This is a genomic window from Streptomyces sp. ALB3 (genome assembly GCF_044385685.1).
Lineage (GTDB): Bacteria > Actinomycetota > Actinomycetes > Streptomycetales > Streptomycetaceae > Streptomyces.
Map to the genome: position 1 here is coordinate 269,534 of NZ_JBISCE010000008.1, position 15,364 is coordinate 284,897.

Here is a 15,364-nt window from a genome sequence, read left to right on the forward strand (position 1 = left end):
CACCAGGGTGCCGCGCTGCTGGCAGAATCCGAGCCATGACGACTGATCCCCCCGGACCTGCCATGGATTCCGCCCGCCCCCTGCTGCGCCCCGGTGCCCGCATATTCGTCGCCGGTCACCGCGGCCTCGTCGGCTCGGCGCTGGTGCGCCGCCTCGCCGCCGACGGCCACGAGGTGATCACCCGCGGCCGGGACGAACTCGACCTGCGCGAGGCCGCGCCGACCGAGGCGTTCCTGCGGGACACCCGTCCGGACGCGGTCGTACTGGCCGCCGCCAAGGTGGGTGGCATCATGGCCAACAGCACCCGCCCGGTGCAGTTCCTCGAGGACAACCTCCGCATCCAGCTCGCCGTGATCGCGGGTGCGCACGCCGCCGGGGTCCAGCGGCTGCTCTTCCTGGGCTCGTCGTGCATCTACCCCAAGCACGCCCCGCAGCCGATCTCCGAGGACGCCCTGCTCACGGGCCCCCTCGAACCGACCAACGAGGCGTACGCGCTGGCCAAGATCGCCGGGATCGTGCAGGTCCAGTCCTATCGCCGTCAGTACGGCGCCTCGTACATCAGCGCCATGCCCACCAATCTCTACGGACCGGGGGACAACTTCGACCTGGAGACCTCGCACGTGCTGCCGGCCCTGATCCGCCGCTTCCACGAGGCGAAGCGGGACGGCGCCGACGAGGTGACCCTGTGGGGATCCGGAAGCCCTCGCCGGGAGTTCCTCCACGTCGACGACCTCGCCGCCGCCTGCGTGCGCCTGCTGGAGGTGTACGACGGCGCCGAGCCGGTCAACGTCGGCTGCGGCGAGGACCTCACGATCCGCGAACTCGCGCGCACCGTGCGGGAGGTGACGGAGTACCAGGGGCGCGTGGTCTGGGACACCTCGAAGCCCGACGGGACCCCGCGCAAGCTCCTCGACGTGTCCCGGCTCTCCTCCCTGGGCTTCGCGCCCCGGATCCCCCTGCGCGACGGCATCGCCCGCACCTACGCGTGGTGGCTCGGCAGTCAGGCCCCTCAGGGCTGACGGTCCGGCCGGGCGGCCGCGGCGCGTCCTGATCCCGTGCACGCGGCCCCCCTCGCCTCCCCCCGCCACGCTCAGTACGCCCCGCGGCCGTCGGTGACGGCACGCACCGTACGGGCGAGGAGCCCCATGTCAGTGGCGACCGACCAGTTGTCGACGTACCAGAGGTCGAGCGAGACCGTCTCCTGCCAGGACAGGTCCGACCGTCCGCTGACCTGCCACAGGCCGGTCAGGCCCGGGCGCACCGCCAGCCGCCGCAGCTCCCTCTCGTCGTAGCGCGACACCTCCTCCGGCAGCGGCGGACGCGGACCTACCAGGGACATGTCACCCCGCAGCACGTTGAGGAGCTGCGGGAGCTCGTCCACGGAGGTCCGGCGCAGTGCGTGGCCGATCCTGGTCACCCGTGGATCGCGGCGCATCTTGAACATCGGCCCCTCGCTCTCGTTCACCGCCGTGAGCTGCTCCCGGCGCGCCTCGGCGTCCGCGACCATCGTGCGGAACTTCCACATGGTGAAAGGCCTGCTGTGGCGGCCGTGACGGGTCTGCCGGTGGAAGACCGGACCCGGCGACGAGAGCCGCACCGCGAGAGCCACCACGCAGAGCACCGGGGCGAGCGCCAGCAGCCCGAGCGCGGCACCGGCCCGGTCCACGACGGTCTTGAGCGCGGCCTGAGGGCCGTACCGCAGCGGCGGCGCGACGTGCAGCAGCGTCAGTCCGGCCGCGGAGGCCGGCCGTACGCGGGCCGCGGCGACCCCCGTCAGGTCCGACAGCACGCAGAGCGCCAGTCCCCCGTCGTGGAGGCCCCACGCCAGCCGGCGCAGCCGGTCGGCGTCGAGCTGTGGACCGGGTGCGACGAGCACCAGGTCCGCGTCGTGGGCGAAGGCGCTGCCGAGCACCGTGGACACGTCGTCGTCGGCCGGTGCGGGCGCCAGCCGCCCCGGCACCGGTGTCCCGCAGTCCGGAGCCGCCGGCCCCACCGGGACCACCGCCACCGCCGCATACGGGTGGTCACTACGGGAGTTGAGCAGGCGGACCGCACGGTCCAGGCCCGCTGCCTCGCCGACCACCAGGACCCGGCGCGCTCCCCGCCGCCCCGCGCTCCGCCGGAGGCGGCCCGCGGTTCCGGCCAGGACGGCGAGAGCCAGGCCGGGTACCAGCGCCGCGACGGCGGTGGCCGGGTCGAGGCCACCACCCGTCACGGCCAGCAGCACGGCCAGCACGCCGATGAGCGCCAGCCAGTCGCCGACGGGGCCGTAGGCCCCCCCGGCGGATTCCCCCGGCAGTCGCGGCGCGTACCGGCCGCGCACCGCGCGGACCGCGGCCCACACGAGTGCGGCCGACGCCGCGGCGACCGGTGCTCCCGGCTGTTCACCGGCCCGCAGCACGAGCCAGGCCGGAACTCCCAGGCCCAGCAGGTCGGTCAGGACCAGGAAGGGCACGCGCGGACCGGGCGTCTTCTTCGCCCGTGGTCTCTCCGCGTGATCGCGCCCCACGGTCGTCCGGGTTCTCCGCACCCGCTCCGGAGCCACCGTACGGTTCCGGGAAGCGGCGGTACGCGGTCGTGGTGCCCCCGCGAGCCCGACCGGCCCGGATATATCCGATTCAGGTATTTCGACATGCCCCATGAACCCCCCAGCCACAGTTGCATCCCCACAAACGGGGCGCATCCGCCGATCTCATGGACTGACGGATGCGCCCTCGCTCGGTGCACGATATCCACACACGTGCCATTTCGCTGGAGTTCCCGTGAAGTTCAGACGGGGCGGACGCTGTGATCCGCGTCGCCCTGTCCGGCCGGTTCCACGGGGCCCGCCTAAAGTAGGGGCATGGAACCGCTTTCCGAGGAACAGACCGGCCGGCTCGTCGTGATCGTGACCGACCTGGCCAGGCAGGGGCGCACCCAGGAGCTCCTGGAGTTCCTCGACCACGGGCTGCCGGTCGACGTCCAGGACGGCGAGGGCAACACCCCGCTCATGCTCGCCGCGTACCACGGTCGCACGGAGACGGTGCGCGCGCTCATCGGGCGTGGTGCCGACGTCGACCTGCGCAACGGCCGGGACCAGTCACCGGTCGCCGGGGCTCTGTTCAAGGGTGAGGACGAGATCGTGGGAGCCCTGGTCGCCGCGGGCGCCGACCTCGACGCGGGGACCCCCAGCGCGAGGGCGACGGCGGAGATGTTCGGGAGGACGGCCCTGCTCGGCTAGCCGGTGCGCGCGAGGGGCCCCGGGCGGCGCACCTCGGGTTCAAGGGGTCCTCGCGACTCCCGCAGATCGCGGGTGTCGCGAGGACCGTCAGAACCCGAGCACGGCCGCCCGGGGCCCCTCGTGTCCGGTGGCGGACGGCGCTACCGCGCGGCCCGCAGCGCCTCGATGGCCTTGCGGACACCCTCACCGTAGGCCGGGTCGGCCTGCGTGCAGTGGTTGATGTGCCGCTCGACGGTGGCCTGTGAGGCACCGTCGATGGCCCGGGCGGTGTTGCCGAACAGGGCGTCCTGCTCCTCCGGGGTCATCTGGCGGAACAGGTTCCCCGGCTGCTCGAAGTAGTTGTCGTCGTCCTCGCGGTAGTCGAACCGGTCGGCGGCGCCGTCGAGCGCCAGCCCCGGCTCGGCGAACTGCGGCTGCTCGGCCCAGCGGCCGTAGCTGTTCGGGGTGTAACCGGGCACGGCGCCCTGGTTGCCGTCCACACGCAGCTGGCCGTCGCGGTGGTAGGTGTTGACGTTCTTCGCGCCGCGCGGCTGGTTCACCGGGATCTGGTGGTGGTTGACCCCGACGCGGTAACGGGCCGCGTCACCGTACGAGAACAGCCGGCCCTGCAGCATGCGGTCGGGCGAGGCGCCCACGCCGGGAACGAGGTTGGCCGGCGTGAAGGCCGCCTGCTCCACGTCGGCGAAGTAGTTCTCCGGGTTGCGGTTGAGCTCCAGCTCGCCGACCTCGATGAGCGGGTAGTCCTTCTTGGACCAGACCTTGGTCAGGTCGAAGGGGTGGTAGCGGTACGTCGCCGCGTCCGCCTCCGGCATGACCTGGACGTAGAAGGTCCACTTCGGGTGGTCGCCGCGCTCGATGGCGTCGAAGAGGTCCGCCTGGGACGACTCGCGGTCCTCGGCGACGATCGCGGCGGCCTCCGCGTCGGTGAGGTTCTTGATGCCCTGCTGCGTACGGAAGTGGAACTTCACCCAGAACCGCTCGTTGCTCTCGTTGATGAACGAGTACGTGTGCGAGCCGAAACCGTGCATGTGGCGGTAGCCGTCGGGGATGCCGCGGTCCGACATCACGATGGTGACCTGGTGCAGGGCCTCGGGAAGGTTGGTCCAGAAGTCCCAGTTGTTCTCCGGCGAGCGCAGGTTGGTGCGAGGGTCGCGCTTGACGGCGCGGTTGAGGTCGGGGAAGTGGTGGGGGTCGCGGTGGAAGAAGACCGGCGTGTTGTTGCCGACGACGTCCCAGTTGCCCTCCTCCGTGTAGAAGCGGAGGGCGAAACCGCGGATGTCGCGCTCCGCGTCGGCCGCTCCGCGCTCCCCGGCGACGGTCGAGAACCGGGCGAAGAGCTCCGTCTGCTTGCCGACCTCGGAGAAGAGCGCGGCCCTGGAGTACCGGGTGATGTCCTGCGTCACCGTGAAGGTGCCGAAGGCGCCGGACCCCTTGGCGTGCATACGACGCTCCGGGATGACCTCACGGCTGAAGTGGGCCAGCTTCTCCAGGAACCAGACGTCCTGGAGCAGCATCGGGCCGCGCGGGCCCGCGGTGACGGCGTTCTCGTTGTTCGCGACCGGCGCGCCGGCGGCAGTGGTCAGCGGCTTCGTGTTGTCAGAAATTTTCCTGCTCCTCCGTGTGAAGACTTCAGTGCACCGACTCGGGATCCCGTCGGCCGCGCGCGGTCCGGCACCCAGGGCACAGGCCCCAGTACGTGACCTCCACGTGGTCGATGACGAACCCGTGATCCCGGGGCGCCTCGAGGCGCGGGGAGCCCTGCGGCACGTCCACGTCGGCGATCGTGCCGCACGAACGGCAGACCACGTGCTGATGGTCGTCCCAGGACTGTCCCTCGTACCGTGCCGGAGAGTTCGGCAGGTCGATCCGCCGCGCCAGTCCGGCGTCGACGAGCGTCTTGAGTACGTCGTAGACGGCTTGGGTCGAGACCGCCCCGATGCGTGTGCGTACCAGGGTGAGGAGGGTACTCACATCGGAGTGCGGAGCCTCGTGGACCGCCGAGAGGACGGCGACCCTGGGGCGGGTCACTCGCAACGACGCTCCGCGCAGGAGCGTCCTGGCCTCGGTTTCGATCACCCACGCAGTGAACCACCTTTCTGGAATGATTCCAATGAAAGACCGGGACCAGTCCGGCGGGCCGGGGTGCCGGCACAGTGCGACGTCCGATATCCGCCAGCACCGGGACGCGCGATGGCGCACCCTTGGGGCATGACCACGGACGACAGCAGGTACGAGGCGGTGACCAGCCGCGACGCCCGGTTCGACGGTGAGTTCTTCTTCGCCGTCGCCACCACAGGCATCTACTGCCGCCCGAGCTGTCCGGCCACTACGCCCAAGCGCCCCAACGTGACGTTCTTCCCCACCGCCGCGGCCGCCCAGGGCGCCGGCTTCCGCGCCTGCCGGCGCTGCCGCCCTGACGCCGTGCCGGGCTCCGCGGACTGGAACGCGCGCGCCGACCTCGTCGGCCGGGCGATGCGGCTGATCGGCGACGGGGTCGTCGACCGGGAGGGCGTGGCCGGTCTCGCGGCGCGCCTCGGCTACAGCGCCCGACAGGTGCAGCGCCAGCTCAACGCCGAGGTCGGCGCGGGGCCCATCGCGCTCGCCCGCGCCCAGCGCGCCCACACCGCGCGGGTCCTCCTGCAGACCACCGACCTGCGGGCCGCCGAGATCGCGTTCGCCGCCGGCTTCGCCAGCGTCCGCCAGTTCAACGACACGATCAGGGAGATCTACGCCCTCACCCCCGGTGAACTGCGTGCCACCCGGCCCGGCAGCTCGTCCCGCTTCGGCTCCGTACCCGCCACCGACGGTGCCGGGGGAGTGCCGCTGCGGCTCGCCCACCGGGGGCCGTACGCCGCGGCCGGGATCTTCGACCACCTCGCGGCCCGCGCGCTCACCGGCATCGAGGAGATGACCGGCGAGCGGGGAGACCGCACCTACCGGCGCACCCTGCGCCTGCCGCACGGCACCGGCATCGCCGAGGTCCGTGAGAGCACCGGCGACGGGTGGCTGGAATGCCGGCTGCACCTCGGTGACCTGCGCGATCTGACGACCGCCACCCAGCGGATGCGCCGCCTCTTCGACCTGGACGCCGACCCCCACGCGGTCGCCGAGCGCCTCGGCGCCCACCCCGCCCTGGCCCCGCTCGTCGCCCGCACGCCCGGACTGCGGGCCCCAGGGACCTCGGACGTCCACGAACTCACCGTCCGGGCGGTACTCGGCCGGCAGGTGTCCGTAGCCGCCGGACGCCGTCTGGGCAGCGCGCTGGTGGCAGCCTACGGAGCGCCCCTCCAGGTGCCCAGCGGAACCCTCACCCGCACCTTCCCCGACCCCGCGACACTGGCCGGAGCCGGCCTGGAGGAACTGGGCATGCCCGCCCCGAGGCGGGCCACCCTGCGGGCCGTCGCCGCCGCCCTGGCCGACGGGCGGATCGGGCTCGACCCCGGCGCCGACCGGGACCGGGCCGAGAAGGAACTCCTTGACCTTCCGGGCGTCGGCCCGTGGACGGCCGGCTACGTCCGCATGCGGGCGCTCGGTGACCCCGACGTGCTGCTGACCGGCGACGTGGCCGCCCGGACCGGGATGCGGCGCGCCGGCGCCGAGGCGGTGGACGCCGAGGCCTGGCGTCCCTGGCGCACGTACGCCATGCACCACTTCTGGAGCGCGGCGGCGGACGGGCGCCGCGTCGCACCGGCGTGATGTCCGAATCCCGCCTGATCCCTCACGACGAGCCCCGCACGACCGACACGGACGCCCGACGAACCGGAAGGACCCGACCATGACACTCCACACCACGATCGACAGCCCGCTCGGCGAGCTGCTCCTGGTGGGCGAGGAGTCGGCCACCGCCCCGGGCGGCACCGCCCTCGCCTCGCTCTCCGTGCCCGGCCAGAAGGGCGGCGCGACGCTCCAGGACGGCTGGACACGGGACGCGGACGCCTTCACCGTGATCGTCGCCGAACTGCGCGCCTACTTCGAGGGCAGCCGGACCGGCTTCGGCATCGAGTACGCCCCCGGCCGGGGCACCGACTTCCAGCGACGCGTGTGGCGGGCCCTGGACGCCATCCCGTACGGCACCACGCTCAGCTACGGCGAGATCGCCTCGCGGATCGGCGCCTCCCGTGCGGCGGTGCGCTCGGTCGGCACCGCGATCGGCGCCAATCCACTGCTGGTCGTGCGCCCGTGCCACCGCGTGATCGGGGCGAGCGGCGCCCTGTCCGGCTACGCGGGCGGCCTCGACCGCAAGCGGCAGCTCCTGGACCTGGAGCGTCACCACCAGCCGTCCTGACGGCCGGCGCACGAGGAGCCGGCCGACCCGCGCACCCCCGCGCAGGACGCGGGTCCCCGCTCCTCGGCGCCCGTGCGCAGTCCGCGTACGCGCAACTGCCCGGCCCCGCGCCCCCACACCTAGGCGTAACTCGCCGCTCCCACAGGCCCGTCGGCGTGGCCGTCGAAGTCCCCGGCCGAGACGGTCGCCGTGGGCCACGGCAGGGACGCGCCTCCCGCGCCGCCGCCTTCGCGCCGCGTGGGAGGCACACGGTGGCACGGTCCTCACCACGGTCGACCGGCCGGGGACGGCGGCGTCCTGGCGAGCGCCCTCCCCCTGCCGACGGCGCGGCCACCTCCTGGCGTGATCGCGTTGTCAGTGGCCGCCAGTAGGTTCAGTCGTGTTCCCGCCGGGTCCGGCGGAGACGACCCCTCAGCTGTGTATGGGAGATGGCGCGTTGTCCGATTGGGAGAGGTCGAGCACGGCACGGGTGATACCACCCGCGCGGCCGCGCAAGCTCGCCAAGGTTCCGTTCGTCGAGCTGGCCGACGGACGCCTGCAGGGTGTGGTGTCCAGCGGCTCGGACATCGGGCGGGTCTACGTGTCGTCGGTGGCCGCGGCGACCTACGCGTTCGCCTGCAGCACCAACAACAACCGTCCCTGCGGCGGCGCACGCGGGTCGTTCTGCAACCACATCGGCGCGTTGGTCGGCGAGGCGGTCCTGCAGTACGGCGCCGAGCGCGTCGTCCGGTATCTGAGGATCGAGGTGCCGGAGGGGGACGTGGACGGGACGGTGCTGGTTTCGGCCATGAGGAGCACCCGTCCGCAGGCGGACGCGACCAAGGCCGCAGCGTCCGTCTTCAGCAGGTTCCTGCGGCACCTGGCCTACCTCGAGCACGCGCCGGTCACGGCACCGCTGCCCGAGATGCAGTTCTTCCCGCCCACCCGGGCGGTGGCGTGATGCACGCCGGCCTCCTCTCCGCACCCGTCGAGGGACTGGACGAAGCCCTGGACGCCGTCGACGCCTTCGACAGGGCCCTCGTCGCCGGCCTGCTCCGTCCTCAGCCGGCCGAGACCGCCGGCCCGGCCCGCCTCGCCGGTGCCGTGGCCGGGACACCGCTGGCAGCCAGGGTCGCCGAGGCGGCCGCGAAAGCGGCGGCCGGAGCCGCGGGCGAGGACCACTGCGTGGCCCTGGCCGCCGCGCGGACCGCGCTGCTCGGCTCCGTCCACGACGCCCTGCTGAACGTCGTCGAGGAGGCGGCCGGCCGCGCGCGCGGCACGCAGGTGGCACCCGTCGCCACCGGGCAGCCGGCGGCGAACCTGCTGACGGCCGCCCGCGCCTGGCTCTGCGAGCTCGCGCGCTGCGGATGGCAGGGCCTCGACCACGAGGTGGTCGCCGGAGCGGCGGAGATCGTCTCCGCGATGCTGCCCGAGCCGCCCCTGCGCCGCCTCGCGACTCTCCTCGACGGCTTCGCCGCCGAGCTCGCGGCCTCCTGCCCCGGCGCGTCCGCGGAGCGCTTCCCGGTGCGCCGCTGGGCCGACCTCTGGTCGCGCGGAATGCTGCTGACGGTGCCCGGCGCGGCCGGGACGCCCGTCACGGGAACCGTCGACGGGCGCCTGCTGCCCCTCGGTGTCGACCTGCAGGAGCATGCCACCGCCGCACAGGCCCAGGTGCACGCGGTGTTCGAGCCCGCCGACGGATCCGCCCCCCGCCTCGTCCGTGCCGGCGTGTCGGTGCCGAAGCCCGACACGGTCGTCGGCGCCGGGATCTGGCAGCTGCTGCGCCCGCACATGTCGCTCCTCGCGGCGGTGGGCGAAGGCCGCTCGATGGACCTCACGGGTATGCCCGTCACCGCCGGGGGCGACCTCGTCTGGAGCGACGCGCACGCCCGCCCGGGAGAGCCGGCCGAGGCGTTCGCCACCGCCCGCGTGGCCCTGCCCACCGCGACGTCCCCGGTCACCGCGCCCCTGGACCGCCATCCGGCGCACATCGCCGTGCCCGTCTTCCTCGAGGGCTACACGGCCCGGACGGACGACGACGGCCGGGTGACCTTCACCGTCGCCGGGACCGGACTGGCCGTGGACACCGACCGCATACCGGCCGCCGGCCCGCTCACGCCCGAGACCGTCGCCAGGTCCGGCGCGTGCATCGCGCTGATCCGCTGGGACGCCGGAACGTTCCGCGTGCAGCCGCTGGCCGTCGAGACCACCGTGCGGAAGAAGGTGACCCCGGTGCACGCGGGCGCGTGGGCCGGAGGGACGGCCGACAAGGCCGGGGTCCGGGCGGAGAAGGCCGCCACCGACGCCGCGAGGGTGCTGAGCGAGCGAGCGGGAAGGCTGCTGCGCACATGACCGGACAGCACGATCCCGGAGCGGCCGGCGAGACCTCGCACGACAACCGCCGCCAGGTGATGTACTGGCGCCTCCTCGCCCGGCTCTTCGACCCCGAGGAGCAGGCGTCCCTGGAATCGGCGAGCCTCGCCGTGGTGGAGGACATCGGGCTGCCCGCCGCCTTGCTCGACCCGCAGGCCTCCGTCGACTCCCTGGTGCAGCGCCATCCGGAGCTGGCCGCCGAGCTCAGCGGTCTGATGGTGCCGGCCCCGGACGCCGGTGGAGAGGCGGAAGCCGCCGGCGCCCGTGACGGCGCGGCCGAGGTGCGGCGTGCCGCGCTCGTCTCGAAGGTGCTGCTGAACGTCTTCCACGACCCTCCCGGCAACGTCACCGCTGGCCGGCTGTCCCGGTGGCAGGCCGACGCGGGCTGGCTGGAGCGTGCGCTCGGGTGCGGGCCCGGCGAACTGCGCGGAGCACGCGCCGGAGGAGCGGGAGTCAGCCCGACCGGTACGGGCGGCGGCGGCAGGACACCCGACCTGAGCCGCCTCATCCCGGAGATCGGCCCGGAGCTCAGCTCCATCGAGGCCGGGCTCGTCAGGCGGATGCGGTTGCGCGAGGTGCTCGCCGATCCCCACCTCGCCGCACAGCTGACGCCGAGCATGTCGCTGATCGAGCAGCTGCTGCGCGACAAGGACAACCTGTCCGGTGTGGCCCTGGCCAATGCCAAGGCCCTCATCCGCCGTTTCGTCGACGAGGTCGCCGAGGTGCTGCGCACACAGGTGGAGAAGTCGACCGTCGGCGCGCTCGACCGCTCGGTCCCGCCCAAGCGGGTCTTCCGCAACCTGGACCTCGACCGCACGATCTGGAAGAACCTCACCAACTGGAGCCCGGAGGAGGAGCGGCTGTACGTCGACCGCCTCTTCTACCGCCACACCGCGCGCAGGACGACGCCCCAGCGGCTGATCGTCGTCGTCGACCAGTCGGGATCGATGGTGGACTCGATGGTCAACTGCACCATCCTGGCCTCGATCTTCGCGGGCCTGCCCAAGGTGGACGTCCATCTCATCGCGTACGACACCCAGGCGCTCGACCTCACCCCGTGGGCGCACGACCCGTTCGAGGCCCTGCTCCGCACCAACCTCGGGGGAGGCACCGACGGCACGGTGGCCATGGCCCTGGCCCAGCCGAAGATCGCCGAGCCCCGCAACACGGTCGTGGTGTGGATCTCGGACTTCTACGAATGGCAGACCGAGCCGCTGTTCGAGAGCATGGCCGCCATCCACCGCTCCGGGGCGAAGTTCATCCCGGTGGGCTCCGTGACCAGCTCCGGCCGCGCCGCCGTCAACCCGTGGTTCCGGGAGCGGTTCAAGGACCAGGGGACACCGGTCATCTCCGGCCACATCCGCAAGCTCGTCCACGAGCTGAAGACCTTCCTCACCTGAGGCCGCCCGGCCCGGTGCAGTCGAACCCGTTCTCCAGAAAGGCCCGTCCACCCATGTCCGACCTGTTGCGCGCCCCCGCCGAGATCAAGTACGCCGAAGAGCTGGACTGGCTGGAGTCGGTCGACGACGGCCCCAAGCCGTTCTCGTGGCGCCTGTCGCCGAAGATGGTCCGCCTGTTCATCCTGGGATCCGAACGCTCCGACGGCCTCGGCCGGGAGATCTCCCAGAAGTGGTACGGCGACCGCAGCTTCGTCGAGCGTTCCATCGTCACACTGGCCTCCGACCGGGGCCTGCTGCTCATCGGCGACCCGGGTACGGGCAAGAGCTGGCTGGCGGAGCTGCTGTCCGCCGCGATCTCCCGGAACTCCACCCTCGTGGTGCAGGGAACGGCCGGCACCACCGAGGACCACATCAAGTACTCGTGGAACGTCTCCATGGTGATCTCCAAGGGCCAGTCGCGGGAGTCGATGATCCCCTCCCCGATCATGACCGCGATGGAGACCGGGGCGATCGGCCGCTTCGAGGAGCTCACCCGCTCCACCAGCGACGTCCAGGACGCGCTGATCTCGATCCTGTCCGAGAAGTACATCTCGGTCCCGGAGATGGACAGCGACAACATCGTCTTCGCCAAGCCCGGCTTCTCCGTCATCGCCACGGCCAACAGCCGCGACCGCGGGGTCAACGACCTGTCCTCCGCGCTCAAGCGCCGCTTCAACTTCGTCCGGATCCCGGTGGTGACGAACAAGAAGAGCGAGGCGGAGATCGTCCGCTTCCGCACCGAGGAACTGCTGCGCCGGCATCAGATCGAGCTGGACGTCCCCCCGACCCTGCTGGACGTACTGCTGCAGAGCTTCGCCGACCTGCGGGCCTCGGCAGCCGCGGCCGGCAGTGACGACGAGAAGCTGGAGTCCGCACTGTCGAGCGCCGAACAGATCGGCGTACTGGAGGACGCGATCCTGCACAGCAACTTCTTCGGTGAACGCGCGCTGACCGCCCGCACCCTCGCCTCCTCGCTCGTCGGATCGCTGGCACGGCGCGAACCCGAGGACCTGGCCATCCTGAACAAGTACCTGCACGGCGTCGTCGAGCCGCGCAGCAAGGAGCAGGGCGGCTCCTGGCCGGAGTTCCTGGAGGGCGGCCGCGACGCGATCGCCACCCTCTCGTGAACGCCCTGAGCGCGGCAACGCCCTTCGATGCGCTGCGTGGCCAACTCCAGGCAGCCGCTTCGGAGTTCGCCGACGGGGCCGACGCTCTCCAGAGCATTCTCCTCGGCATCGTCGACGACGTCGACCGCGCCGGGCGCGAGCCGCTGGAGATCTTCCCCGTCTGCCACCACTCGCCGGCGTCGGCGGTCGCGATGGCGCGGAGGCTGAGGGAGAAGCAGCCGAAGGTGGTGTACCTGGAGCTGTGCGAGGACATGGCGCCACTTCTGCCGGAGCTCAGGAACTGCCGGCTCCCGGTGGCCGTCCAGGCGTTCGCGAGCGAGGTCGAGGGCTTCCCCGCCGCATGGGCACCGCTGTCGGTCGTCGCTCCGATCACCGAGGCGTCGGCCGAGTACCAGGCCATCGCCTACGCCCTGGACACCCCCGGCGTCGAGCTGGTCCTCGTGGACCGTTCCTCGGACCACGTGTTCCAGTGGCAGGCCGGTGCGGCGGGGCCCACGGACCCCGCCGCACCCCCCGCCGACGAGGAGGCGGCGCTGCACGGTGACGCCGTCGGGGTGGAGATCGGCGACCTGCGGCCCCGCTTCGCCGAACTGGAGGAGCACCTCCTGCACCACGGCCGCGTGCGGCACTGGTCGGAGTGGTGGCACCAGTACGTCGAACTGCCCCTCGGCGACAGCGACCACGACACCTACCGCCAGGTCATGCTCCTGATCGGCAGCCTGTTCCGCCGGCTGGCCCCCGGGGACCCCGACCGGGTGCGGGTGGACGAGGACCGGGAGCGCTACATGTGGACCCGGATCCGCGAGCACCTCGCCGCGACCGGAACCGATCCCGGGGACTGCCTCTACGTCTGCGGAGCGTTCCACGCGTCCAGCCGTGTCGAGGAGTTCGGTGTCCACGGCAGCGACACCTTCGAGATCACCCCGCCGGGTGGGAGCACCTGGCAGTACGGTCTCATCCCGTCCAGCCACGCGGCGATCGAGGCACAGTTCGGTCTCGCCGCCGGTTCGGTGTCGATCGCCGCCACCCAGTGGGCGAAGAACCTCAGGCGCACCCGGGTGCAGCCGTTCCGCCTCGCGGGCCAGGCGGGCGCCGGGAGGAAGGCGGCGAAGCCCGGCAAGGCCGTCGCCCCGCCCGTCCCCGCGACCGCGGAAGCGCCGTCCGACAGGCTCACGGGCTTCCTGCAGAGTCCGCCCGCCCTCGACCGCCTCGACGAGGCCGAACTCCTCGGCTGGTCGGTGGAGATCGTGCGCTCCGCCCGGCGCAACGGCTACCTCGCCTCCACCGCGGACGCCATCGCCGTGTTCGAGACCTCGATCCTCCTGGCGGGCATGCGGGACCGGGCCAGACCCACCCCGTACGACTTCCAGGACGCGGCGGTCACCTGCATCGAGAAGGAGTCCGTCCCGGGCAGGCGTGACGTGCGCCGACTCGTGGAGATCCTCATGGGCGGCGACCGGATCGGCCAGGTCGGCTACGACGCGCTGCCGCCACTGGCCCGGGACGTCCACGACCGCCTCGCACCGCTGGGGCTCAAGCTCCAGCAGCGCGGTGTGCGGCGAGCCCTGCTGGACATGACCTCCCAGCCCGCCCTGCGGCAGTGCTCGGACGTCCTGTGGATGCTGCGCCGGCTGATGCCCCACGGCGCCGCACGGCCGATCATGGGTGAACGGGAGCTCGGCAAGCAGTCGGTCCAGGAGTCCTGGGACCTGGCTCTGGGCACCCACCAGCGGGCGCTCATCGAGCTCGGCTACGAGGGTGTCAGCATCGAGCAGGTCCTGGAACAGCGCCTCCGCCGCGCCGCGTACGCGCCGAACGCCACCACGGCGCAGGTCCTCGGGGCGGTCGAGGACGCCCTGCTGCATCTGCGCGGCGGCCGCCTCGCAGACGAACTGGGCACCCGCGCCCTGGAGGTACTGGCCACCGAGCGCAGCGTCGACGGAGCGCCGGAGGTCCTGCGCAGGGTGCGCCGGCTCCTGGCGTACTACCGGATCAGCCGGCCGGAGCTGCCGGCGTGGATCGAGTCCTTCGCCAAGACGGGCTACGCGCACTACTGCACGCTCCTGCCGACGGCGTTCACCGACGAGGACGCGACCGTCCGCCAGGTCGCCGCGATGCTGGGCTTCCTCTTCAGCATGGAGGGCCTGGCCCTGTCGCTCGGCTGCGACCGGACCCAGCTGGACCTCGCCTTCGCGCAGTCGCACCCCCGGGAGCCGTCGAGGGTGGCACTGCTGTGGGCGGCCCGGGTACAGCTCGGGCAGCTGTCCCGCGCCGAGCTGCGGGAGCGGTGCGACGCACTGCTGGCCAACCCGCTGGTGGTGCCGGCCTATCCGCGTTACCTCAGCGGATTCCTGCACGCCCTGGAACCCGTGCCGCAACTGGCGGACTTCGTGGTGGAGGCAGTCTCGAACGCCTTCGCCCGGCTGCCGGACCCGGTGCTGCTGCCCTGGCTCCCGACGCTGATCACCACCCTGCGCTCCGAGGGCGCCGATCTCGCCCCTCTGCTGATCCGCGAGGCCGGACGCGTCTTTCCCGGCCGCCTCGCGGCACTGGACGCCTGGGTCCCGCCGTGGCGGACCGCCCCGGAAGCACCGGCCGCCTCCGCGGGTGCCCATGGAGGCACGGCCGGGCGTGCCGCACTGCTCGCGGCGCACCGGGAGACGTGCGACGGCGTGGCGGAGCTGCTCGGGTACGAGGGCACGTGGGTGGAGGAGGCGCCCGCGCCTTCCGGCGTGATACTCGCCGGCCGCCATCCCGAGACGGCGGCGGCTGTGGAGGAGCTCCTGGCGGCGGCCTGACGGAGGGCCCCGGCCGGCGAGCGGGGGACGGACCGCGCGCACCGTCCGTACGGTGCGCGCGGTCCGTCCCGCGGTGCGCGGTCACCGTCGTCCGGGCTGCGCGCGGTTGCCGTCCCGCGATGCGCGGTCTTCGGCACGGGCCG

12 protein-coding genes are annotated in these 15,364 nt (G+C 72.7%); 9 read left to right on the forward strand and 3 right to left on the reverse strand.

Features of this window, described 5'->3' with window-relative positions; translation table 11 throughout:
• Window positions 1–35: 35 nt before the first annotated feature.
• Entirely contained in the window at window positions 36–1,019 is a 984-nt protein-coding gene (locus tag ACHFIV_RS08085; RefSeq protein ID WP_398965076.1) for a GDP-L-fucose synthase family protein, read from the forward strand.
• A gap of 71 nt (window positions 1,020–1,090) precedes the next feature.
• On the opposite strand, the gene ACHFIV_RS08090 is transcribed toward ACHFIV_RS08085, so the two are convergent.
• Complete coding sequence (locus tag ACHFIV_RS08090) at window positions 1,091–2,641, reverse strand: sugar transferase (protein WP_398965078.1); 1,551 nt, start codon at window positions 2,639–2,641, stop codon at window positions 1,091–1,093.
• A 201-nt stretch (window positions 2,642–2,842) separates the two neighbouring features.
• Between ACHFIV_RS08090 and ACHFIV_RS08095 the strand changes: the two genes are divergently transcribed.
• Window positions 2,843–3,220, forward strand: a complete 378-nt coding sequence (locus ACHFIV_RS08095; RefSeq protein ID WP_398965080.1) for an ankyrin repeat domain-containing protein — start codon at window positions 2,843–2,845, stop codon at window positions 3,218–3,220.
• 140 nt (window positions 3,221–3,360) lie between these two features.
• On the opposite strand, the gene ACHFIV_RS08100 is transcribed toward ACHFIV_RS08095, so the two are convergent.
• Window positions 3,361–4,824 (reverse strand): catalase, encoded by a 1,464-nt coding sequence (locus ACHFIV_RS08100; protein WP_398965957.1) that lies wholly within the window; start codon window positions 4,822–4,824, stop codon window positions 3,361–3,363.
• Window positions 4,825–4,849: 25 nt separating this feature from the next.
• Window positions 4,850–5,296 (reverse strand): Fur family transcriptional regulator, encoded by a 447-nt coding sequence (locus tag ACHFIV_RS08105; protein ID WP_398965081.1) that lies wholly within the window; start codon window positions 5,294–5,296, stop codon window positions 4,850–4,852.
• A 132-nt stretch (window positions 5,297–5,428) separates the two neighbouring features.
• Here ACHFIV_RS08105 and ACHFIV_RS08110 point away from each other — a divergent pair, with 132 nt between their 5' ends.
• The 7 genes from ACHFIV_RS08110 (at window position 5,429) to ACHFIV_RS08140 (ending at window position 15,221) form a co-directional block, all read left to right on the forward strand.
• Entirely contained in the window at window positions 5,429–6,916 is a 1,488-nt protein-coding gene (locus ACHFIV_RS08110) for an AlkA N-terminal domain-containing protein (protein WP_398965082.1), read from the forward strand.
• Between the two features lie 79 nt (window positions 6,917–6,995).
• Entirely contained in the window at window positions 6,996–7,505 is a 510-nt protein-coding gene (locus ACHFIV_RS08115) for a methylated-DNA--[protein]-cysteine S-methyltransferase (protein ID WP_398965084.1), read from the forward strand.
• A 421-nt stretch (window positions 7,506–7,926) separates the two neighbouring features.
• On the forward strand, window positions 7,927–8,445 hold the full coding sequence (locus tag ACHFIV_RS08120) for a hypothetical protein (RefSeq protein ID WP_398965086.1): 519 nt from the start codon (window positions 7,927–7,929) through the stop codon (window positions 8,443–8,445).
• Window positions 8,445–9,836 carry a hypothetical protein gene (locus ACHFIV_RS08125; RefSeq protein WP_398965088.1) on the forward strand — a complete coding sequence of 464 codons (1,392 nt, stop codon included), beginning with the start codon at window positions 8,445–8,447 and terminating at the stop codon, window positions 9,834–9,836. The genes ACHFIV_RS08120 and ACHFIV_RS08125 overlap by 1 nt, the downstream gene beginning before the upstream one ends.
• A complete protein-coding gene (locus ACHFIV_RS08130; protein ID WP_398965090.1) occupies window positions 9,833–11,257 on the forward strand; it encodes a vWA domain-containing protein in 1,425 nt (474 codons plus the stop codon). The genes ACHFIV_RS08125 and ACHFIV_RS08130 overlap by 4 nt, the downstream gene beginning before the upstream one ends.
• 53 nt (window positions 11,258–11,310) lie before the next feature.
• Window positions 11,311–12,423 (forward strand): AAA family ATPase, encoded by a 1,113-nt coding sequence (locus ACHFIV_RS08135; RefSeq protein WP_398965091.1) that lies wholly within the window; start codon window positions 11,311–11,313, stop codon window positions 12,421–12,423.
• Window positions 12,420–15,221 carry a hypothetical protein gene (locus ACHFIV_RS08140; protein ID WP_398965093.1) on the forward strand — a complete coding sequence of 934 codons (2,802 nt, stop codon included), beginning with the start codon at window positions 12,420–12,422 and terminating at the stop codon, window positions 15,219–15,221. The genes ACHFIV_RS08135 and ACHFIV_RS08140 overlap by 4 nt, the downstream gene beginning before the upstream one ends.
• Window positions 15,222–15,364 lie beyond the last annotated feature (143 nt).

What these genes read in the sequence shown, in the direction of transcription:
- ACHFIV_RS08085 (WP_398965076.1), top strand. Translation starts at nt 36, where the DNA reads ATGACGACTGATCCCCCCGGACCTGCCATGGATTCCGCCCGCCCCCTG.
- ACHFIV_RS08090 (WP_398965078.1), bottom strand. Translation starts at nt 2,641, where the DNA reads ATGGGGCATGTCGAAATACCTGAATCGGATATATCCGGGCCGGTCGGG.
- ACHFIV_RS08095 (WP_398965080.1), top strand. Translation starts at nt 2,843, where the DNA reads ATGGAACCGCTTTCCGAGGAACAGACCGGCCGGCTCGTCGTGATCGTG.
- ACHFIV_RS08110 (WP_398965082.1), top strand. Translation starts at nt 5,429, where the DNA reads ATGACCACGGACGACAGCAGGTACGAGGCGGTGACCAGCCGCGACGCC.
- ACHFIV_RS08115 (WP_398965084.1), top strand. Translation starts at nt 6,996, where the DNA reads ATGACACTCCACACCACGATCGACAGCCCGCTCGGCGAGCTGCTCCTG.
- ACHFIV_RS08120 (WP_398965086.1), top strand. Translation starts at nt 7,927, where the DNA reads ATGGGAGATGGCGCGTTGTCCGATTGGGAGAGGTCGAGCACGGCACGG.
- ACHFIV_RS08125 (WP_398965088.1), top strand. Translation starts at nt 8,445, where the DNA reads ATGCACGCCGGCCTCCTCTCCGCACCCGTCGAGGGACTGGACGAAGCC.
- ACHFIV_RS08130 (WP_398965090.1), top strand. Translation starts at nt 9,833, where the DNA reads ATGACCGGACAGCACGATCCCGGAGCGGCCGGCGAGACCTCGCACGAC.
- ACHFIV_RS08135 (WP_398965091.1), top strand. Translation starts at nt 11,311, where the DNA reads ATGTCCGACCTGTTGCGCGCCCCCGCCGAGATCAAGTACGCCGAAGAG.